We start from the raw sequence: 20,909 nt of genomic DNA, 5'->3' as shown, positions 1-20,909 counted from the left end.
TTAGAATAGGGCGAAGAATGAATTATTTAAAGGTAAATAAAGACGCTTGGGATAAACGAACAAAAGTTCACGTAGACTCAAAGTTCTATGATGTAGAAGGCTTTCTGAGCGGAAGAAATTCGTTAAATCAAATTGAACTCGACGAAGTTGGTGACGTTAATGGTAAGGCATTACTCCATCTCCAGTGCCATTTTGGACAAGACACAATGTCATGGGCAAGGCTAGGTGCGAAGGTTACTGGTGTCGATATCTCTTCTGAGGCCATAAATGTGGCTAAGCGTCTTTCTGAAAAGCTGAGCTTATCTACTCACTTTGTCTGTGATGATATCTACAGTTTTGCAGATACAAACGATCAGTTATTCGATGTTGTTTTTGTTTCATACGGGGCCTTGTGCTGGTTACCCGATTTACATCGTTGGGCCGATTTGGTTTCGAGTTCATTAAAGGAAGGCGGTCAACTCAACCTTGTGGAGTTTCATAACTTCAATGATGTTCTTTCGGGTTACTCTTATTTTCCATCGAATGAAGCCGATATTGATGATGAAGGAACGTATACTGAAAACTGTACCGGAGAAACGTCGGTAATGATGACTTGGCCACACCCTATAAGCGAAGTCATCAATGCACTAATTGGCGCGGGTCTGAGTGTTGATAGCGTGAACGAATTCCCATATAGCCCATACAATTGTTTTTCCGAAATGGAAAAAGATGGCGATCGCGGTTTTAAGAAGTTGTGCAATGGTCAACCGATACCATTAGTGTATTCCATTAAAGCGAGAAAACAGATTTGTCTCTAGTTATTGAATTGAATAGCGCGCCGGATAAGTCTGACGTTAACGCCGTTCATGAAGGATTGTCGGCGTTTAATAGGACTCACTTGCCATTTGTTTACGACGCCAGTTTCGCCTTATTTCTGCGTAGTGATACTGGTAAACTGCATGGTGGCGTCACGGTGAGAGTTTTAGGACAGTGTTTGTATCTCGATGATTTTTGGTTATCAGAAGGCGTTAGAGGGAAAGGCTGGGGCGAGAAGATAATAAACATGGTTGAGCAAGAGGGAAAAAATCGAAACGTCAATGGTATTTATCTCGACACGTATACATTTCAGGCTTCGCAATTTTATAAGAAACTGGGGTTTATAGAAACGGGAAGATTCTGCGATTTTCCAGTTCTTGGCGTAGACAAAATATTCTTATGTAAACGATGTTGATAATTTGTCACTAGGTAAAAATAAAATGCTTGAAGAAAAAATCGATTTGCACCATATGAGTTTGATAGGAACGGGAAGCCAAGCTGACGTATTTTATGATGGTTTTGATTCCGTTTATAAAGCATTTAAATCCGATGTTTCTTATCAAACGGTCGCGTATGAATTCGAGGCAACAAAAAAAGCGAGTGCGTTACGTTTACCCGTTCCAACTATCGCTGGTATCACGACAGTGAATGGGAAACTCGCACTAAAAATGAACCTGATAGAAGGAGAGTCAATATTAGGCATCATTGAGAAATCGCCATCGACGGTATTTCGATTGGGAGAATTATTGGCGAATGCCCACAGTGAAATCCATCAGAAGACGGTACAAGATGGTTTTATATCTCAGGGGCTTCGACTTAAAGAAAAAATTTTAGAAAAAGACCTACTTTCGCAAGTAGTAAAAGATAAATTACTGGCCTTACTGTTGTCTTTACCGACTAAATCGCATCTGTGTCACAATGATTTCCATCCGGGAAATCTGATGCAGGGCACAACTAATGTCGTGGTTTTGGACTGGGCAGACGCTGACGTGGGTAACCCATTAGCGGATGTGGCTCGGACCTATCTTCTTATCTCACTCAGTAGGAGCTCCGAAACGTCTAGAGTAAAACAAGCGATGGATACGTTTTTTAAGTTCATTATCTGTCGTCAATATATCTACCATTACCGAAAGAATAACGGATTGGATAAAAATGAGTTCGGAGCATGGTTAGCGGTTGTTGCTGGGGCAAGATTGTCTGAGAACTACAATGGTGAAACTGAGGCACTTAAGGCGATTATAAATAAAGAATTGAAAAGACATGATCGATTGCGTTAAAAACAGGTTGAGGTAAAAGTACGATGGATTTTACTAAGTTATCAGAGCAATTAATGACGATGAACGACGATAGTTGGGCTAAGCATTCTAATCCATGGAGTGTCTATACCCGATTTACTATTCTACCGCTCATTTCAGTTTCTTTTTATTCACAGCATTGGATTGGTTCATACAGTTGGCTATTAGTATTGGCCTCATTTATCTGGATATGGCTAAACCCTAGGTTATTTAAAGCACCAAAACAGACAGACAATTGGGCATCGAGAGGAACATTTGGTGAGCGTATATATTTGAATCGGGCTGTTTGCGCTATCCCAACGCATCATCAGAAGGCGACGAATGTCCTTCAATGCCTGTCAGCGTTGGGCATGATGCCATTTCTTTACGGGCTTTACTCGTTAGATATTTGGGTGCTAATAATCGGCAATATTTGGATTATTTTATGCAAAGCGTGGTTCGTGGATCGCATGGTATGGGTGTATATGGACGCAAATAAGCCCGTTATGGCGGATTAAATAACGTGTTCTGTTGAACATTCAATAGTGCTATAAAATCAGGGTAGTTGCCACTTCTACCATGAATATGTTGCTCAATGGTAGTCCTACTTAACTCAATGCCATGTTCTTGCGCTACATATCGCCATGCCTGTTCAATAATGGGTTTGGAATCAATTAGCGTCCCATCCATATTGAACAGTACGGCTTCCATTCTAGCGGACATCGAACGACTCCTTACCTAAGAAAACGGTAAAAAGATCGAGATTACCTTTTACTTTGTCATTGTAAATTTCAAGCGCATCTCTACTGTCTTCTGCATGGCAAATAAAGGGTAATATGATGGCTTTATCTTTCATCATTGAACAAATAACCGCGCCAGCTTCGTCGTCCTCTAAATTTTGAGGAATAACCAGCCCTTTTGCTGATAGCAGTGCAAATGTGGATTTACTCATAGTCATTATTCTCCATTAGGTTGTGAAATAACTTTAACCTCATTTAAGCATTCCATATAATGAATTTAATTCAATTATGCATGAGTAATGGGAATGGATATAGATCAGCTACGCGCATTTTGTCAGCTAGCTAAATCGGGTAACTACCGGATGGCTTCCGAGCAACTATTTATCACTCAGTCTGCATTAACCAAGAAGATTCAGCGTTTAGAGAACGACATAAATTCAATATTGTTCGAACGAGGCCGAAGTGGTGCGAGCTTAACGCAAGTGGGTAAAACGATTCTTCCGGAAGCAAAACGATTGGTTGCAAGCTTTACATCTTTTGAAGCACTTACAAGGTCGGTTACCGACGGCACGAAAGGGCATTTAGGTATCGGTTTTGGGATTTCTACCTACCACCAAGCCCCTAAATATATTTCTACTTTTAAACAGAATTTTCCAGACGTGCATGTCACATTGAATGATATACCGTCGCACCATCAGACAAAGCTGCTTCTGAGTGGCGAGCTTCAGCTAAGCTTTAATCGACTACCTGTTAGTCCTCCCTTAAAAAGTATTCGGCTCTTTTCGGATAGATTAGTTGTGGCTGTGCATGAAGGTGAATGGATAGACAGTAAGGATAATTGGAAATCACTTTCCCAATTGAACTATATGCGACTTACCCCAGCCAGAGGGCAGGGGCTTAGCGGGCAAATAGATTCGTTTCTTCGCGACAATCAATTGCAATTGAATGTGGAACAAGAGTCTGACGATATTTTAACGCTTCTGTCTCTAGTTTCAGCAAGGCTGGGATATACGGTTATTCCAGCCAGCGCAAAATTATTGGGCCAGCCACAAATTAGATACATCCCATTAAGTGGCTCCAGCTCAAAATGGGATGTCGGTTTAATCTGGAATGACAGCTATCAAGATCCGGTGAGACAACAATTTATAGATACGCTTATTTGCACATGATTGCGTCTAGAATAAAGCTTGTTTTGAGCCTATTTGGTTTGGTTTAACAGTTGCTTAAGTAGGCTTCTCTCTTCATCTGTCATGCCGGTTTTATTTAAAAATGGCATATCAGCGGTGTCGACTGAACGTGCTAAAATCCTTGGTGCCCAGCGTTCAATATCTTGCCAGCTATCAAAAACGACGCCAGACGGCGCGACGACAAAGACGTCATCGGTTGGGTTGCTACTGTGGCAACTTGCACAGCGCAACGAAATAATAGCCTTTACTGAACCTTGCACTGTCGTCAGCGGGGTTACCTCACTTATTTGTCCTGCTGCTGTCTCCTTCGGCGTATTAGAAGGAATGCTGATAACCACCGCGAGCAGACACATAGCCGCAATACCGGAAATCAAAACACTTGGCTTATTTTTACCGGTGTGTTTTAGATTGAAGTAGTGTCGAATCCAAGCACTGATTACCATGATTAACAGGGCAACCAACCAGTTAAATTCATGTTGATAGATCATTGGGTAATGGTTACTTATCATTAAGAAAATAACGGGTAGTGTAAGGTAATTATTGTGAATCGAGCGCCTCTTACCTTCTAAACCTGGAGCCGGGTCGACAGGTTCGCCTGCCGCGACTTGCGCCACCATTTTTCGCTGGCCGGGGATGATCTTATGCCAGACGTTATTCACCATAATCGAGCCTATTAGCGCACCCATATGGATAAACGCACCACGTCCGCTAAAGAATTCGGTGAAGACGAAGAAAAACGCCCCACCTGCAACGGTAAGTGAAACAACAAAGAGTGTTCGATTCCTGGCTAATGGTGAACGTAATAACGCTTCATAACAGACCACACCCGCCGAGATAGTCCCGACCCCCAAACTAACGGCTGCTGTGGTGGAGAGTGTCATTACCCTTGGGTCGATAAGATAGGCCTGCGCATTAAGATAATACATCCAGATCATCAATACGGAGCCCGTCATCCATGTGGTGTAGGCTTCCCATTTAAACCAATGTAGGTTTCCTGGTATTGTTTCTGGACCAACTTGGTATTTTGTTACCTCGTAGAAACCACCGCCATGCACGGCCCATAGATCGCCCTTAATACCTTTGTCTTTTTTCCATTTAGGTGGCATCTCTATACTGTTGTCTAACCACGTGAAATAGAAGCTTGCCCCTATCCATGCAATGCCACTAATTACGTGGAACCATTTGATAAATAGCGCAATCCACTCGTAGAGTTGTGGCCACATATTTTACTTCCTTTTTTGTAGACGAGTTTTCCATTCAGATAGGTAGCCGCGATGACTCTTTCATCACTTAGCATTGAGATAGCAAACAGTTGCTCGGATAGATTATTACAGCGCACCAAGCGTTGATGAAGAATGGGTGAAGCCTTGATATCCAGTTCGATAAAATCGGCTTCGGTTCCGGGATTAAGGTTGCCAACAAGGTGGGATATGCCCATGGCATCGGCCGCGCCCTGAGTACAGCGATATAAGGACTCAAATGGGTCTAAGCTAATGCCTTGTAACTGACAAATTTTGTAGGCGTCCGACTGATTTGCGAATAAGCTTAGGCTTGTTCCTGCGCCAATATCGCTGGCTATAGATATTGGAATATTGTGGTCTTTTGCTTTTTGGTAATTGAATAAACCGCTACCAAGAAATAGATTAGAAGAAGGACAAAAGGTGATGGTAGAACCCGATTCCGCTAACGCTTTATACTCGCGGTCTTGCAGGTGAAGACAGTGACCGAATAGTGAACGGTCGCGTGCTAGGCCGAAGCTTTGATAAATATCGAGATAATCTTTGTGTTTAGGATAAAGGGATTTTATCCACTCTATTTCAGACAAATTTTCACTTAAGTGAGTCTGAATAAAGACGTCCGGGTGTTCTTCGGCAAGTTGTCCCGCTTTTTTAAGCTGCTCCGGTGAGCTTGTTGGTGCAAACCTAGGCGTGATCGCGTACATGGCTCGGCCATTCCCGTGCCATCTCTCTATGAGAACTTTACAGTCGTGATAAGCAGATTCAGGCGTATCTTGAAGGTAATCAGGACAGTTTCTATCCATCATGACTTTTCCGCAGATCATCCTTGCATCCAACTCTTCAGCCGCGACAAAAAAAGCATCAACAGAGTGTGGGTGGACCGTTGCAAATACGCTCGCGGTCGTGGTTCCGTGAGAAAGCAACTGTTCTAAAAAAAACCGTGATTGTCGATAGCAATATTCCACTTCGGCAAACTTTTTCTCGGTAGGGAAGGTGTACTCATTCAACCAATCTAATAGCTGTTTTCCGTAGCTGGCTATTATCTCAATCTGCGGTAGATGTACATGGCCGTCGATCATTCCGGGAATGATTAATCCCTTGTGCAGATCCACGCCACCATAATTGAGTAGCTGTTGATTCTCTGGCAGTTTGAAAAACGTTTCGGCCTCACCGACATGGGTAATCTTTCCCTCCTGTATCACTAGCACACCGTCATTAAAGTATTGATAATTTTTGGCCGGATCGATGGTGCGCTTGGGGAAGTGCAATAGACTTCCCCGATGGACTTGTCTAAGCATATTAACTCCCTCTATAGGTTGAATAAGAGAATGGAGAGAGCAACAAAGGAACATGATAGTGACGTTCATCTTCTACAACAAAATGCACGTCTACCACAGGAAAAAAACAATCGTCGAACTGATTTTGGCAGTATTGCTCGGTGTGAAACTTAAGGGTGTATCGTCCTTTTTTAAGTGTGACGGCATCAAACTGAAAGCGACCGTCCTGATCTGTGATGCCTTTTTGCAGACTCTCATGTTGAGAAAATCGAGTGAGTTCTACTTCGATACAAGAAGCAGGAATACCATGGGTGGTATTGAGTACATGACAACTTAAGCTGCTCATAATAGTGCCTCCATGCGAATATGGCTGATTTTTCTCTGTTCTACAGAGGCGTTTAGTAACTCGTCAACACGGCTATTGTTGAATCGAATTTGCAAAATATCCCGCATCTCTTGAGCTGATTTATTGGTGGCACAGACGATGAAGATGAAACCAAATTTATTGAGGTAAGCGTGATTTAATTTAAGAAGCGATTGCAGTACCGTTTCGCAAGCGCCCGATACCTGACTCTGTTCTTTCTTACTCAAGTCTTTGCCTTGCGCGTATTTTTCTCTAAGGCTAGAGATATCACCAATCATTGGGTGTCCAGCGAAGGCGTCTAACCAGTCTTTCTCTTCTAGTTGGCGAAAGGCTTTGTCCGCCATATCCAGCACGTTTTCTTTGCTTAACGCCACGCCAGAATTGGGAGATAACGATGTCAAAAGCAGTGTTTGCCAGCGTTGGCTTGAACAAATTTTCTCCAACAGAGGTCTATCGATGGAAAGTGTGTTGTCTGCGGGTTGATTAGCCATGCGGAGTCCTCTTCAGCATCTTTTTGGTGTCGTTTGCTCGTTGCCACTGTTTTTCTCTGCGTGGGCGATCTTCTGCTTGATATGCTGAATCGGATTTGATTGATTCAAAAAGGGCCATGAGCTGGGCAGAAACCGAGACAGCAACTTGCATCGGCAGTTTCCCTTGAATGGCGGGAAGGCCGATTGGACAGGTGAGTTGTTCTAATAATGAAGGGTTAGAGAGTTGCTCTTTTAAGCGAAACTCAAAGCGTTGTTTCTTACCTCGAGAACCGATAAGGCCAATATAAGGAAAGCAGTCTCTCTCTATCGCTAATTTCGTCAAGTCAAAATCTAAAGCATGGTCATGTGTCATAATAAGCACGATGCTTTTTGTATCGAGATTGTTGACGGTTTCGATTGGAAAGTCATGCTGATAGGCTTTTACACCTAAGACCGTTACTTGCTCTATCCATTCATGCCGATTATCGATAACGCGTACATGGCAAGGTAACTGCTGAAGAATGGTACACAAGGCTTGGCTCACATGCCCTGCGCCATAAATAACGACCTTAGGCAATAGGCAGTTTATGCTCTCAAGCATAACCTGCACCGCACCGCCGCAACACTGTTGTAAATCCGCGGTCAACGAAAAGCGTTCAATAGACACGCCTTCTTGTTTATGGTCTAACAATTTTCGTGCTTTCTTGATTACTTGACGCTCAAGGTTACCGCCACCAAGTGTGTCGAACTGAGCATGGGTTGATATAACCATTTTACTGCCGTTTGCCCGAGGAACCGAGCCAGCTTCAGCAACAATGGTGGCGATACAATAGGCTTCTCCATGTTGTTCTAGCCATTGGCATGCCTCTAACCATGTTAATTTAGAGCCTACAGTGAACGGGTTGAAAGCGTCTGAGTGATTATTTTGCATAGGTCGCCTCCCGACCAAATTTGTCGTACTGTTTTGCGCAGGCTTTTAATATGGCTTCACCTGTAGCAGGTGCATTCAGTTCAGCGGCTAAAGTATGGTTTCCAATAGACGAAACCGCATTGTAGATGGCGCACCAAACGCTGATGGCGTGCATGAAAGGCGGTTCGCCGACAGCTTTAGAACGATAAATGCTGTGCTCAGGGTTTGCTTTATCGAAAAGGTCGATATTCATCTGCTTCGGATAGTCGCCGATGGTTGGTATTTTGTAGTTCATCGGGCTGTTGCTTAGCAGCGCACCGTCTTTGTTCCAGACCAACTCTTCTGTCGTTAACCACCCCATTCCTTGAATAAATGCGCCTTCAATTTGACCAAGGTCGATCGCGGGGTTAAGGCTGCTGCCGACGTCGTGTAAGATGTCTACTCTATCAACCCGCATTTCACCTGTAAGGGTATCGATAGTCACCTCTGAACAAGAAGCACCTAATGAGAAATAGAAAAAAGGTCTACCGATAGATTTTTTCGGGTCATACCAAATCTTTGGTGTTTTGTAGAACCCGCTAGCGGAGAGGGAAACACGGTTTAAGTAAGCCTGCTGAATCAACGAATACCAATCTATCTGCTTATCCCCGATAGCGAGCACGCCATCGATAATGTCTGCTTCGGTTCCTACGGCTTTATACTCTTTCAACGCAAACTCTATTAGGCGAGATTTCAGCGCTTTTGCTGCATTGTGCGCGGCCATACCGTTGAGATCGGTACTCGATGAGGCGGCGGTAGGCGAGGTGTTTGGCACTTTATCGGTTCTGGTTGAGGTGATTAGCACCAACTCAAAGGGAATGCCTAAAGTTTGAGCCACAATTTGCTGAATCTTGGTATGCAAACCTTGTCCCATTTCTGTACCACCATGAGATACCTGCACGCTGCCATCGGTATAGATATGGACCAATGCGCCGGCTTGGTTTAGATGCGTTGCGGTAAATGCAATACCAAATTTTACAGGGGTAAGTGCCAATCCTTTTTTAAGTATTGGATTGGCTTTATTCCATGCGTCGACTTCTTCTCGACGTTGTCGATAGTCGCAACGAGTTTCTAGCTGAGTGATGACCTGTTTCAGTTCTCTATATTGCTCAACGGCCATCCCGTAATGAGTGGTGTCTTTACCTGCTCGATAAAGGTTTTTAAGGCGTAGATCGAGGGCATCTTCACCCACGGCAATGCTGAGGTCTTGCATTGCTTGTTCAATCACCATCATGCCTTGAGGCCCGCCGAATCCGCGAAATGCAGTATGGGAAACGGTGTCGGTTTTCAGTCGGTTACCCGTGACTGATGCCTTCGCGAGGAAGTAGGCATTATCGCTGTGGAACATCGCTCGATCGACAATAGCACCAGAAAGATCCGCTGAGTGGCCGCATAACCCATTCACTTCTAATGCGACGGACTCGATAACGCCTTGTTTATTTGCGCCAATCTTATATTGATTGAAGAACGGATGGCGTTTACCCGTTACCGACATATCCGTGGATCGGGGGAGTCGAATTTTTACCGCTTTACCAGACAACAATGCGCCCATGCTGGCTAAACACGCCCATTGAGCAGCTTGTGTTTCTTTGCCTCCAAAGCCTCCGCCCATTCGACGCATATCTACGGTCACTTTGTTAAATGGAATATCGAGCACTTCGGCGACGAGTGTTTGTACCTCGGTTGGATGTTGGCTTGAGGTGCGTAAAAATATCCCCTTGTCTTCGGTGAGTTCTGCAAGGCTTATCTGCCCTTCAAGGTAGAAGTGCTCTTGCCCACCAATATGCTGTTGACCAGAAATAACGATGTCACTTTTTTCAAACTGTTCGACTGACACTGGTGTTCCCATGGTATTTGCAGGCAACACTTCTGCTTGATTGCCGTCTCTCACACAATCAAGGATAGGATTCAGATCGATATCGTATTCAATCTGAGCTTTCTTTGCGGCTTTTACTGCTTGAACATGGCTTCGAGCCAATACAAGTGCGACTGGTTGTTGATAGAACTTTATTTCGTTATCGCTGAGTAGTGGGTCGCCTTTGACAATTGGACCGATATCTTTTTTTCCGGGGATATCGTGATACCCATAAACCGCGACGACACCAGGCATCGCTTTTACGGGAGAAAGATCAAGCGCTGTTATCTTCCCCTTTGCAATAGATGCGGTTATGACGGCACCATGCAAACACCCTTTAGGGGTTGGGTAGTCGTCTAGAAATGCCGCGTCACCAGTGACTTGTTTAATGGCACTTTCGTGTTTGTAACTTTGGCCAACAATGTTTGACGAGCGCATTTGTTTTTCGCCACTTACCGGGTTTAAATGGGTTAATTTACGCATTATTGATTAACCTCTTTTGTACTCTTTTCATTGGATGAATGGAGTGGAGTGTTCAACCTTGTTGGGACCTGATGACATTCCAGATAAAAGCGCTGAATGAGGTTTTGCACAAGCTGTATACGATATTCCGCGCTGCCCCTTACGTCACCAATGGGCGCAATAACGTTTGGTACGAGTTTTTGTACTTTACGGACCAACTCAGAGGTGAAATGACGGCCGACAAAAAGGCCTTCGAGTTGCGAAAGTCGAACAGATTTTGCCGCGATACCCCCGGCAGATAAAATACAAGCCTTAATACGGTTATCACTTCCCAAGGTCAGGTTAATCGCCAAAACAACGGTAGCGATGTCGTCTTCGAACCGTTTACTGATCTTATAGATGGCGTGTTTTTGATTCGGGGCCAATATAGGAATATGGATTGCACTTATCCATTCATCGTCTTTGATAAGGGTTTCACGGTAACCAGTAATGTAATCTTCCGGCGCGTATAGTCGCTTCTTTTTGCCGTTATCGATTTCGATACGGGCATTTAAGCTGATAAGTAATGGCGCCACATCCCCGATAGGTGAAGCATGACCCAGACTGCCACCGAGCGTACCTCGGTTTCGAATAGTGAGGCTACCCAATCGCTCAATTAACTCGTCTGTGCTTGGGTAATGTTCACGCATAAAAGCGTGTAATTTTGAAAGCAGCACGGCGGATCCAATTCTCCAGCCTGACTTGGTTTTTGTTATACCTTGTAAATCTTTCACATCGGAGAGATCAATCATCTTGTCTATACGCTGTAATTGCTGGGTTACCTCAAGAGCTAAATCTGTACCACCCGCAATCAGTTTTGCATCTGGATGTTTGGTACGAAGTTTGCCAAGCGTTTCTCGATCACATGGCTTCCAATAATTGACCGTGTTCTGTGGTTCTATCGAATGCATCCATTCGACAAGTGTGTCTTCGTCTTGACTTATTGGGTCGTCAATACCGATATCAGCGATGAGGTTTGCCGCTTTAATCAACGGGCCGTAACCAGTACAACGGCAAAGATTGCCAGAAAGATAATCCGGCGGATTTTCTGGGCGTTTTTTTTGTTTAGAAAGCGCATACAGAGACATCACAATACCGGGAGTGCAGAAGCCACATTGTGTACCATGATTATCAACAACGGCCTGCTGCACTGGGTGCAGTTTTCCGTTTTGTTGCAAGTGTTCAACGGTGACAATTTTTTTTCCGTGTAGCGCATGAAGAGGCGTAATGCAGGCGTTGACCTGTCGATAACGTAGCTGGTTATCTTCATCCATGTCTGCCATAACAACAGTACAAGCACCACAATCGCCACTGGCGCAGCCTTCTTTAGACCCGGTCAATTCTCGCTGTTCTCTTAAATAGGGCAATAGCATACTATCAACGGCTGCTGTTTCTATTTGAACAATTTCATCGTTGATCATGATCTCTAACATAACGTCCTCCGGTGCCAAAAAAAGTTGTCCACTTGGTCAAGTAACTAGGTAAAAAAAGACCCACGAGCTATACAAAAGCTGGTGAGTCTTTTCGAGGGCGATTAGTTATGGATTTTTGCCTCGATACCTTCTACGTACCAGTTAATACCCGCAAGCTCTTGATCCGTCAGCGTATGTCCCGCTGCAATCACTTCTTTACCACTGTTATCTTTCATTGGGCCAGTGAAAGGATGGAACTCGCCTGATTTAATTTTAGCATGTGTGGCTATAATCGCCTCTTTGATGTCAGTAGGCAGTTCAGGGTTCACAGAAGCGATTTGCAATATGTCATCTGCAAAACCATGCCGATACCCCTAGCTCTGGCTTGATTAACACCATATATCATCTTCACCAGAGTTGACTTGCCTGCGCCATATTCACCCAGTAACGCCAGTGTTTCTCCTTTTTTTAGGGTCAGGTTTACATTGTTATTTGCTATGACACCTGGAAAAAACTTACTCACGTTCCAGAGCTCTAATAGATATCCATTGGTCATCGTGTGTTGATTCCTTTCCTATAATTGGAATGGTTAATGCAATAACCTGACCAATTGTTCAACTCACTAGAAAAGGTAAGGTTTGCTAGGATTATGTTGTAACTTTGAATGGTCGAACGAGGCAAACTTGGCGCGTCTGCACTAAATTAGTACGAGAATAAGGTTGAAGTTGGGGCTGTGTTTTTAAAACAGGCACGACAAAAATGAAGAGAACAACGAAATTTAACGATAAAAATAGGATCGATATGTCTGACACGGTGAATGAAGAAAGTGCTAAGGGGAAAGGAGGGTCTATTCGCGCAAAAAACAGGCAGCGAATATTATATGCGGCCGAACAAGAGTTTGCCAAATATGGTTTCAAAGGCACCTCGGTACAAGCTATTGCGGATAGTGTTGAATTGCCAAAAGCGAATATTCTCTATTACTTCAAATCAAAAACAGGTCTTTATAAAGCACTGCTTACCGATATCCTTGAGATGTGGAATCAAGGGTTCTCCGTTGAAACAAACCAACAGGCCCCAGACGAGGTTATTCGTCGCTATATTATTGAAAAGATGCGTTATAGCCGAACACATCCAATGCGCTCTAAGATATTTGCAATGGAGATAATTCAAGGTGCGCCAATCATTCGAGATGCCATTGAACAGCCAATGGTTGTGTGGTCGAAAAGCAAAGTCAACGTCATTCAAACATGGATTGATGAAGGTTTAATCCCAAAAGTAAATCCACTTTATTTACTGTTCCTCATTTGGGGGACGACACAATTTTATGCGGATTTTGATAGTGAGATAGAGTTAATAAATGGCCGTTCTCTCGATGATAAAGAGTTTATAGAGGCTGGAAATTTTACCGTGAATATAGTGCTAAAAGGGTTAGGTTTACGCTGAGTTAAGTGATTTCCTGAACACTTGGTCAGAAAACTGCTTAACATAAGGGCTATATACTCCTATCATTTTATTTACATTGCTATGGATACCATTAAATCATAGCCGTATAGCAACGACGCATAACCCGATTCAAACGCGTAATAAGAAGTCTCAACAAGGAATGATTATGAGCGATAACTACCCAAGAGATTTGGTCGGGTATGGAGAAACGCCGCCAAACCCAAAGTGGCCCAACAAGGCAAAAATTGCGGTCCAATTTGTTATTAATTATGAAGAAGGCGGTGAGAATTGTGTGCTTCATGGTGATGAAGGGTCTGAGAAGTTTCTTTCTGAGATCATAGGTGCAGAGTCCTATCCAGACAGGCACCTTAGTATGGAGTCGATCTATGAGTACGGCAGCCGCGCTGGTTTCTGGCGTCTACATCGATTGTTCAATAAAGAAAAGATTCCAGTAACGGTCTTCGGTGTTGCAAAAGCACTAGAAAAGAACCCTGAAGTGGTTAAAGCCATGTTGGATTCTGAATGGGAAATTGCGAGCCACGGTTTACGTTGGATAAATTATCAACACTTCACACTAGAGCAAGAAAAAGCCCACATGGAAGAGGCGATTTCTATCCATGAGAGGGTAACGGGTAGTAAGCCGAAAGGCTGGTACACTGGTAGAACGAGCCCGTACACGTTAGCGCTCATCGCGGAGCGTGATGACATTCTTTATAGTGCTGATAGCTATGCAGATGAATTGCCATATTGGGATGATAATTACTCCAAACCTTTATTAATGGTGCCTTACACACTGGATACCAATGATATGCGCTTTGCTACTCCGCAAGGCTTTAATTGCGGTGAGCAGTTTTACCAGTATCTAAAAGATGCCTTTGATGAACTGTATTTGGAGGGCGACGTAAATCCTAAAATGCTGAGTATTGGCCTACATTGTCGGCTAGTCGGCAGGCCAGCGCGAATAGCGGGATTAAGACGGTTTATATCATACGTTAAGCAATTTAAGGATGTTTGGTACGCGACACGTGAACAGATAGCGGAGCATTGGTTGTCTGAGCATAAGAAAGTGGCCAACAAGGCCATTAAAAAAAAACCATTAGGGGATAGCCTGGCCGCTACTTGCCCTAGAGAGAAAGAGAACGCAAAGAGTGATGCCTTTGTCCAGCTTCACAATATTGATGACATCTCGTCGGTCGAAAATGAAACACAAACCATCATCAGTGATGCACTATCAGAAGTCAGAGTTTCTGTTAAAGATCTCTTCGCTATAAAAGGCTTTAAGACGGGAGCCGGTCTTCCAAGTTGGTTAGCACAAGCGCCAATTGAGAAACAGAATGCGAAGGTGGTCGACCTTTTGTTACAGCACGGGGCGAAATTAACCTACAAAACACAACTCGACGAGTTGGCCTATTCGCTTGCTGGCAACAACAGCCATTATGGTGTTTCTGTTAACCCACGTGACAACATGCGTACGAGTGGGGGATCGAGTTCAGGTTCTGCGGTTTCGGTTGCTCTGGGGGAGTCCGACCTTTCATTGGCAACTGATACAGGGGGGTCAATTAGAGTCCCTGCAAGTTACTGTGGATTGTTTGGTATGCGACCGACTTATGGTGCTATTTCTGCACAAGGGTTGATAGCGCTTGCGCCAATGTTTGATACCCCGGGCTTGCTGGCAAAGGAGCTGTCAATGCTGGAAAAGGGCTTTCAATCATTATTAGGAAATAAGACGATCGTCCCATTAAATAGTATGGCGTGGTGCGAGGTGTTATGGGACGGTGTCAATAAAGAACTGAAATCTTATGCTGAGCAGATTTTCTTAAATTTTGAGGGGCATACAACGCGTTTGGATGACCCTCCATTGAGCGCAGAGGAGAGAAGATTCTGCTTTTCAGTGCTTCAAGCCTGCTCTTTGTGGGTCACTCATCGTGAATGGTTGACGGCGAATTTATCTGCATTTGGTGCCGACATCCAACAGCGTCTGCGGTGGGGGCAAAATATCAGCAGTGAGGACAAAGAAAGAGCCTTGAGCCAACTGCAAGAATGGAATGGTGAAAAAGCGAATTGGTTACCCGACGGGTGTGTTCTACTCATGCCAACGGTTCCTAGTGTCGCACCGTTGATCGACTCGAATAAGGATGAAGTCAATAACGAAAGGCAAGTATTGCTCGGGCTCACCTCTATTGCAGGTTTAAGTGGCTGGCCCCAGTTGCAAATACCTGCAATAACTATTGGTAAAGCACCGATAGGCCTGAGTTTAATGGGTAAAGAGAATTCAGACCTGTCATTGATTCATTTTGCTAAACAACAAGTAAACTCGTTGTAAAATAGAATGGACGTTACACAAATATTAAAGGGATGTTTATGTCATACAGTTCAGCGGTTACCGCCCCGCATTATCTTGCTTCCCAAGCAGGCGAGAAAATCTTACAACAGGGCGGGAACGCCGTAGAGGCATGTATTGCTATGGCGAGCACCTTAACGGTGGTGTATCCGCATATGACGAGTTTGGGTGGCGACGGTTTTTGGCTTATCCATAAACCCGGGGAAGCACCTATCGCCATCAATGCTGCAGGCCAGTGTGCTCAAGATATGTCTAACGCGGAATTTGGTCAGCACCAGAGAGGTCCAAAGGTGGCTTTGACCACTGCGGGTGTTGTCTCTGGCTGGGAAAAAGCGTTATCAACGTATGCTGGGTCGCTCTCATTGGACAAAATATTTGAGCCGGCAATCGAGTATGCGAACAATGGTTTTGAGGTAACGCAGAGTTTACGTGATGCCCAATGCAAACTGCTTGATGAATGGGGTGGTGACGATTTCTCGTCGGTATTTTTGAAGCAGTCCAAAGCCTATGAGGTTGGAGACTTGATGGTTTTGCCTGCATTGGCGAGGACTTATCAACAGCTAGCAAAAGCAGGACTACAAGATTGGTATCACGGTGATCTAGCCCAAGAAAATGCGCGTTATTTAAAGCAGGAGGGGAGCCCTATTTCGCTGCAAGATATCGCTAGCACATCGGCTCAGATATCAACGCCACTAAGAGCAGTCACACAATGGGGTTGTTTCTATAACCTTGGTGTGCCTACGCAAGGTGGAGCGTCATTGAATATTCTTGCTTTGTTAGACCATTATATTGTGCAGCGAGCAGAAAAAGATGACTATTGGCGCAGTGACGAAGGAGAGGTAGAGTTGCTTCATTACTTAGTTGAATCAGTAAAAATCGCGTTTGACTGGCGCAATAGCAACCTAAGTGATGAGACGTCATTGAACGACCAGATGCAAGCGCGTCTTTCGACTGACTCGATAAGCAAACAAAATCGATTAATTTCTTCTAATGCTGCTCCGTGGCCGAGCCCTGGTCCTATTGGAGACACCGTTTGGATGGGGGTTGTGGATAGCGACGGTTTAGCGGTGAGTTATATTCAAAGTATCTATTGGGAGTTTGGTTCTGGTGTTGTTAATCCAAGAACCGGCGTTGTCTGGAACAACCGTTGTTTAGGCTTTAGTACAGAACCGACACATGCTAATTTTATCAAAAGTGGTCACCAACCAATGCATACTCTTAATCCGCCGTTAGCGTTGCTGAAAGATGGGTCGAGATTTATCTACGGAACCATGGGTGGAGAAGGGCAACCTCAAACTCAAGCCGCAGTGATTTGGCGATATCTGATACAAGGCAAAAGCATCGGTGATTCGATTGCACTACCACGTTGGTTATTGGGTAAAACATGGGGCAAAGCGAGTGAAAACCTCAAATTGGAGGACGCTTTGTATCGCAAGCATGCTGCAACGCTACAAGAAAAAGGACATGATGTAGTGTCGGCCCCAGATTTAGCCGAGTTTTTCGGCCATGCAGGGGCTATCCACGTGTCTAAACAAACGACGACTGCCGCATCGGATCCAAGAAGTAACGGCAAAGCGATCATAATTAATTAGTGTCTAGTTAGTGCACATAAATGGTAGATAAACAGTAAGGGAACAAACAGACAATGAACGACGTTATTCAAGTATTACCTGTGATATTGGCTTTATTAGCGACAGGTGTGGTTGCGGGGTTGTTAGCGGGGTTATTAGGTGTTGGGGGCGGTATTGTTATTGTGCCTGTCCTTTTTTATCTTTTTCAAAATTTTGGTGTAAGCGCGACCTCTGCCATGATGATTGCTACTGCCACATCACTGGCCACCATCGTTCCTACCTCCTTAAGCTCGATTAAGGCACACAATAAAAATGGTAATGTAGATTGGGTTCTACTTAAATGGCTTGCCCCGTTTATTGTATTTGGTGTTATCTGCGGAAGTTTATTGGCCACACGTGTTGGTGGCCCCTGGCTTACCGCGGCGTTTGGCATTATCGCCACTCTTTCCGCGCTCAATATGTTACTTGGTGCAAACGCGGCTCCTTTAGCACAATCGTTGCCAAGTAAAACCGGCCAAGGTGTGATAGGAACGTGTATTGGTTGCCTGAGTGCAATGATCGGTATTGGTGGCGGTACATTAACGGTTCCAACACTGTCTGCCTTTAATTTTCCAACCCATAAGGCCGTCGGCACAGCGGCTACTGTAGGGTTGTTAATCGCGCTGCCTGGTGTTGTGACGATGTTATTGGTTGGCACAACACCAAGCGATGCGCCTTTTGGTAACTACGGCTTAGTTAACTGGTTAGGGTTTCTATTTATTGTTCCGCTAACGGTGTTCTTCTCACCAATTGGCGCGAGTCTAGGTAAAAAACTCGATAATGCAATGTTGAAAAAAGTGTTTGCCGTCGTCCTTGCTTTCACGGGTATTCGTATGTTGTTACAAACCCTATAAACACAGGAATGTAGATTTAGCTCAGACGACTAACCAGACGGCCATCACCTTCAAGGAATGAAAATATGGACTTATTTGAACGACTTTCACCCCCTCCGCGTATTCTCATGGGGCCCGGGCCAATCACGGTTTACCCCCGAGTATTGCAGGCGATGGGTAATCAATTGATTGGGCAGTATGATCCGGTAATGACCGGCTATATGAACCAAACCATGACGTTATATCGATCCGTATTTAAAACCAATAACCAAGCTACCGTGTTGGTTGATGGTACTGCCAGAGCCGGTATTGAAGCGGTGTTGGTGTCACTTATCGAACCGGGAGACAAAGTTCTGGTGCCAGTTTTTGGTCGTTTCGGTCATCTACTAGCTGAGATTTCGGAACGCGCGGGAGCCGATGTCGTCACCTTTGAGGTTGAATGGGGCACTGTTGTGACAGATTCAATGCTAGAACAACAGATTATTCGTCATAAACCCAAAGTGCTTGCGCTTGTACAAGGCGATACCTCAACTACGATGCTGCAACCGCTAGACGGTGCGGGTGAATTGTGTAAAAAGCATGGCGTGCTTTTTTATAGCGATGCGACGGCGTCGATCGTTGGTAATGAATTTGAAGCCGACGAATGGCAGCTTGATGCGGTCTCAGTTGGACTACAAAAATGTCTGGGTGGACCATCGGGTTCAGCGCCAGTAACGTTAAGCGAGAAAGCCGTCGAGGAAATACGACAAAGGAAGCATATTGAAGCAGGTATTCGCACCGACGATCACCACGTAGGACAACGGAGCAGGATTCGTTCCAATTATTTTGATTTGGGCATGATATTGGATTATTGGGGCGATGAGCGTTTAAACCATCATACTGAAGCGACGAGTATGTTATTCGCCGCACGTGAATGTGCGCAGCTCAACCTAGAAGAAGGTTTAGATTGTGTTATTGAAAGGCATAAGAGAGCCGGTGATGCATTAGCTGCGGGACTCAAAGCGATGGGATTGTCCTTATTCGGAGACCTAACCCATAAAATGAACAATGTGGTTGGTGTGGTGATCCCTTCTTATGTTGATGGTGAAGCCGTTCGACAGGCAATGCTGTCTCAATTCAATATTGAAATTGGCACCTCATTTGGGCCCCTTCACGGCAAAATTTGGCGTATAGGCACGATGGGGTATAACGCAAGGCTAGACACAGTGTTACTCACACTGCTTGGGTTAGAAGCTTTATTGGTTCAGTCAGGCGGAGCGATTAAACAAGGGGCCGCCTATCAGTCAGCGATCGAACGTTATCAGACAGGAAAATAGGCGATGGATAAAACGTGGTATCAACAGAAACTAGCCAAACCGACAATGGACAAACTTGCCATTACCGTAATGGAGTACTGTGAGGTTCTCGCCAAATACACTCAAACCCCTGACCAAATGGATAGACGCTATCTGACGCCGGAACATAAGGCGACCAACGAACAAATACGCACATGGGCAGAAGAAAGCCACTTGCAAAACTGGCAAGATCAAGCAGGCAATCAATGGGTTCGACTTCAAGCAAACAGTGATACAGAGCAGCGCGTTATTTTGGGTTCCCATACGGATACCGTTCCTAATGGCGGTAAATACGATGGTATTTTGGGTGTTGTTGCGCCTCTGGTCTTGATCAAATATTTCGCGGATAACGGTATTGGTATTGGTTTTGATTTTCATGTTGATGTAGTGGGATTTGGTGATGAAGAAGGATCACGTTTCGGTGCAACGCTTCTTGGTAGTTCAGCCATATGCGGTAAATGGAAAAGTAAATGGCGTGAGTTAACCGATGAAAATGGTGTTAGCTTGGCGCAGGCTATGTGTGGCTTCGCTCTGGATGTATCTAAGGTTTCGGAAGCGCAGATAGACAGTAATCATGTGATTGCGTATGTCGAACTTCATATAGAACAAGGGCCTGTATTGGAAGAAAAAGGTCTGCCTATCTCTGCGGTTAATGGTATTGCCGGAGCGAGGCGGTTTTCTATTACACTCGAAGGTAAAGCGGGTCATGCAGGAACTGTCCCCATGGCCTCTAGGCAAGACGCACTTGTCTCGGCTTGCCAGTGGATGGTTGAACTCAATCAAGTCGCGAGAAAATCCATTGCCGATGATTACCCCGTGTTAGCAACAGTGGGTAAATTAGACGTGTATCCAGGTGGTGTGAATGTGATACCGGGCCGTGTGAATATGTCGTTAGATGTAAGAAGTATCAATGATGGTGCAAGAGATGCGTTCATTGCTTGTTTTATTGAACGATTGGAGGCGCTGGCAAGTGAAAGTGGGTTGAGTATCAAATTAGAAGAAACCCATAATGCACAGGCAGTGAGCTGTGAACCTAATGTAACCACCGCGATGGTAGAGGTTGTAAAGCAGATCACAGGTGTACCATTAGCATTAACCTCTGGCGCGGGACACGATGCGATGGTATTGGCCGAAATTGTGCCTACAACGATGTTGTTTATGCGTTGTAAAGAGGGCATCAGTCACAACCCCAAAGAGTCGATTGACGTAGAAGATGTGGCAGTTTCATTGTCGGCATTGGCCATATTTATCAATGAGAAGGTCGCCATTTGAGCGTTTTATGGTAA

The 20,909-nt window shown here is 44.6% G+C and carries 22 protein-coding genes and 1 pseudogene; 12 read left to right on the top strand and 11 right to left on the bottom strand.

Going from position 1 to position 20,909, the window contains the following annotated elements:
• Window positions 1-17 precede the first annotated feature (17 nt).
• Genes IUZ65_RS09100 through IUZ65_RS09085 form a run of 4 tightly spaced genes read left to right on the top strand, consistent with a single transcriptional unit; the run spans window position 18 to window position 2,587 of the window.
• Window positions 18-797, top strand: coding sequence for a class I SAM-dependent methyltransferase (locus tag IUZ65_RS09100; RefSeq protein WP_195703431.1), 780 nt, complete (start codon window positions 18-20; stop codon window positions 795-797).
• On the top strand, window positions 788-1,210 hold the full coding sequence (locus IUZ65_RS09095) for a GNAT family N-acetyltransferase (protein ID WP_195703430.1): 423 nt from the start codon (window positions 788-790) through the stop codon (window positions 1,208-1,210). The genes IUZ65_RS09100 and IUZ65_RS09095 overlap by 10 nt, the downstream gene beginning before the upstream one ends.
• Window positions 1,211-1,235: 25 nt before the next feature.
• Window positions 1,236-2,072 (top strand): aminoglycoside phosphotransferase family protein, encoded by an 837-nt coding sequence (locus tag IUZ65_RS09090; RefSeq protein WP_195703429.1) that lies wholly within the window; start codon window positions 1,236-1,238, stop codon window positions 2,070-2,072.
• Window positions 2,073-2,095: 23 nt separating this feature from the next.
• On the top strand, window positions 2,096-2,587 hold the full coding sequence (locus IUZ65_RS09085; protein ID WP_195703428.1) for a DUF6653 family protein: 492 nt from the start codon (window positions 2,096-2,098) through the stop codon (window positions 2,585-2,587).
• Here the strand turns inward: IUZ65_RS09085 and IUZ65_RS09080 are convergent.
• Together IUZ65_RS09080 and IUZ65_RS09075 are read right to left on the bottom strand one after the other, a co-directional pair.
• Entirely contained in the window at window positions 2,574-2,792 is a 219-nt protein-coding gene (locus IUZ65_RS09080) for an HAD hydrolase-like protein (RefSeq protein WP_195703427.1), read from the bottom strand. The two genes, IUZ65_RS09085 and IUZ65_RS09080, sit on opposite strands and share 14 nt — an antisense overlap.
• Window positions 2,782-3,021, bottom strand: coding sequence for a hypothetical protein (locus IUZ65_RS09075; protein WP_195703426.1), 240 nt, complete (start codon window positions 3,019-3,021; stop codon window positions 2,782-2,784). The genes IUZ65_RS09080 and IUZ65_RS09075 overlap by 11 nt, the downstream gene beginning before the upstream one ends.
• 93 nt (window positions 3,022-3,114) lie before the next feature.
• Here IUZ65_RS09075 and IUZ65_RS09070 point away from each other — a divergent pair, with 93 nt between their 5' ends.
• Window positions 3,115-3,978, top strand: a complete 864-nt coding sequence (locus IUZ65_RS09070) for a LysR family transcriptional regulator (RefSeq protein ID WP_195703425.1) — start codon at window positions 3,115-3,117, stop codon at window positions 3,976-3,978.
• 29 nt (window positions 3,979-4,007) lie between these two features.
• Here the strand turns inward: IUZ65_RS09070 and IUZ65_RS09065 are convergent, their stop codons facing one another.
• The 9 genes from IUZ65_RS09065 to IUZ65_RS09025 all read right to left on the bottom strand — a co-directional run bounded on the left by IUZ65_RS09065 (window position 4,008) and on the right by IUZ65_RS09025 (window position 12,618).
• A complete protein-coding gene (locus IUZ65_RS09065) occupies window positions 4,008-5,219 on the bottom strand; it encodes a urate hydroxylase PuuD (RefSeq protein ID WP_195703424.1) in 1,212 nt (403 codons plus the stop codon).
• Window positions 5,165-6,532: a guanine deaminase gene (gene guaD, locus IUZ65_RS09060; RefSeq protein WP_195703423.1), complete on the bottom strand. Its 1,368-nt coding sequence runs from the start codon at window positions 6,530-6,532 to the stop codon at window positions 5,165-5,167. Before guaD ends, IUZ65_RS09065 begins: the two co-directional genes overlap by 55 nt.
• Window position 6,533: 1 nt before the next feature.
• Complete coding sequence (uraH, locus tag IUZ65_RS09055; RefSeq protein WP_195703422.1) at window positions 6,534-6,857, bottom strand: hydroxyisourate hydrolase; 324 nt, start codon at window positions 6,855-6,857, stop codon at window positions 6,534-6,536.
• The gene (locus IUZ65_RS09050; RefSeq protein ID WP_195703421.1) at window positions 6,854-7,366 is read right to left on the bottom strand and encodes a 2-oxo-4-hydroxy-4-carboxy-5-ureidoimidazoline decarboxylase; all 513 of its coding nucleotides are present in this window, start codon (window positions 7,364-7,366) and stop codon (window positions 6,854-6,856) included. The genes uraH and IUZ65_RS09050 overlap by 4 nt, the downstream gene beginning before the upstream one ends.
• A complete protein-coding gene (xdhC, locus tag IUZ65_RS09045; protein ID WP_195703420.1) occupies window positions 7,359-8,276 on the bottom strand; it encodes a xanthine dehydrogenase accessory protein XdhC in 918 nt (305 codons plus the stop codon). Before xdhC ends, IUZ65_RS09050 begins: the two co-directional genes overlap by 8 nt.
• Entirely contained in the window at window positions 8,266-10,632 is a 2,367-nt protein-coding gene (gene xdhB / locus IUZ65_RS09040; protein WP_195703419.1) for a xanthine dehydrogenase molybdopterin binding subunit, read from the bottom strand. Before xdhB ends, xdhC begins: the two co-directional genes overlap by 11 nt.
• Window positions 10,632-12,083, bottom strand: a complete 1,452-nt coding sequence (xdhA, locus tag IUZ65_RS09035) for a xanthine dehydrogenase small subunit (RefSeq protein WP_195703418.1) — start codon at window positions 12,081-12,083, stop codon at window positions 10,632-10,634. The genes xdhB and xdhA overlap by 1 nt, the downstream gene beginning before the upstream one ends.
• A gap of 101 nt (window positions 12,084-12,184) precedes the next feature.
• Entirely contained in the window at window positions 12,185-12,406 is a 222-nt protein-coding gene (locus tag IUZ65_RS09030) for a hypothetical protein (protein ID WP_195703417.1), read from the bottom strand.
• On the bottom strand, window positions 12,388-12,618 hold the full coding sequence (locus IUZ65_RS09025) for an ATP-binding cassette domain-containing protein (RefSeq protein ID WP_269213759.1): 231 nt from the start codon (window positions 12,616-12,618) through the stop codon (window positions 12,388-12,390). The genes IUZ65_RS09030 and IUZ65_RS09025 overlap by 19 nt, the downstream gene beginning before the upstream one ends.
• 203 nt (window positions 12,619-12,821) lie before the next feature.
• Between IUZ65_RS09025 and IUZ65_RS09020 the strand changes: the two genes are divergently transcribed.
• The 7 genes and pseudogenes from IUZ65_RS09020 (at window position 12,822) to IUZ65_RS08990 (ending at window position 20,895) form a co-directional block, all read left to right on the top strand.
• On the top strand, window positions 12,822-13,505 hold the full coding sequence (locus tag IUZ65_RS09020; RefSeq protein ID WP_229638025.1) for a TetR family transcriptional regulator C-terminal domain-containing protein: 684 nt from the start codon (window positions 12,822-12,824) through the stop codon (window positions 13,503-13,505).
• 166 nt (window positions 13,506-13,671) lie between these two features.
• A pseudogene (puuE, locus tag IUZ65_RS09015) lies at window positions 13,672-14,586 on the top strand (allantoinase PuuE); the annotation flags it as partial.
• A complete protein-coding gene (locus IUZ65_RS09010; RefSeq protein ID WP_231363612.1) occupies window positions 14,572-15,828 on the top strand; it encodes an amidase family protein in 1,257 nt (418 codons plus the stop codon). The pseudogene puuE and the gene IUZ65_RS09010, both read left to right, overlap by 15 nt.
• 38 nt (window positions 15,829-15,866) lie before the next feature.
• Window positions 15,867-17,438: a gamma-glutamyltransferase family protein gene (locus tag IUZ65_RS09005; protein ID WP_195703415.1), complete on the top strand. Its 1,572-nt coding sequence runs from the start codon at window positions 15,867-15,869 to the stop codon at window positions 17,436-17,438.
• 53 nt (window positions 17,439-17,491) lie between these two features.
• The gene (locus tag IUZ65_RS09000; protein ID WP_195703414.1) at window positions 17,492-18,310 is read left to right on the top strand and encodes a sulfite exporter TauE/SafE family protein; all 819 of its coding nucleotides are present in this window, start codon (window positions 17,492-17,494) and stop codon (window positions 18,308-18,310) included.
• Window positions 18,311-18,375: 65 nt separating this feature from the next.
• Window positions 18,376-19,605, top strand: a complete 1,230-nt coding sequence (locus IUZ65_RS08995; protein ID WP_195703413.1) for a pyridoxal-phosphate-dependent aminotransferase family protein — start codon at window positions 18,376-18,378, stop codon at window positions 19,603-19,605.
• Between the two features lie 3 nt (window positions 19,606-19,608).
• The gene (locus IUZ65_RS08990) at window positions 19,609-20,895 is read left to right on the top strand and encodes an allantoate amidohydrolase (protein WP_229638024.1); all 1,287 of its coding nucleotides are present in this window, start codon (window positions 19,609-19,611) and stop codon (window positions 20,893-20,895) included.
• Window positions 20,896-20,909 lie beyond the last annotated feature (14 nt).

The sequence above is a fragment of the Vibrio sp. VB16 genome (genome assembly GCF_015594925.2).
GTDB lineage: Bacteria > Pseudomonadota > Gammaproteobacteria > Enterobacterales > Vibrionaceae > Vibrio.
The sequence above is the reverse complement of the archived record's forward strand: the minus strand, read 5'-3'. Positions and strand labels throughout refer to the sequence as shown.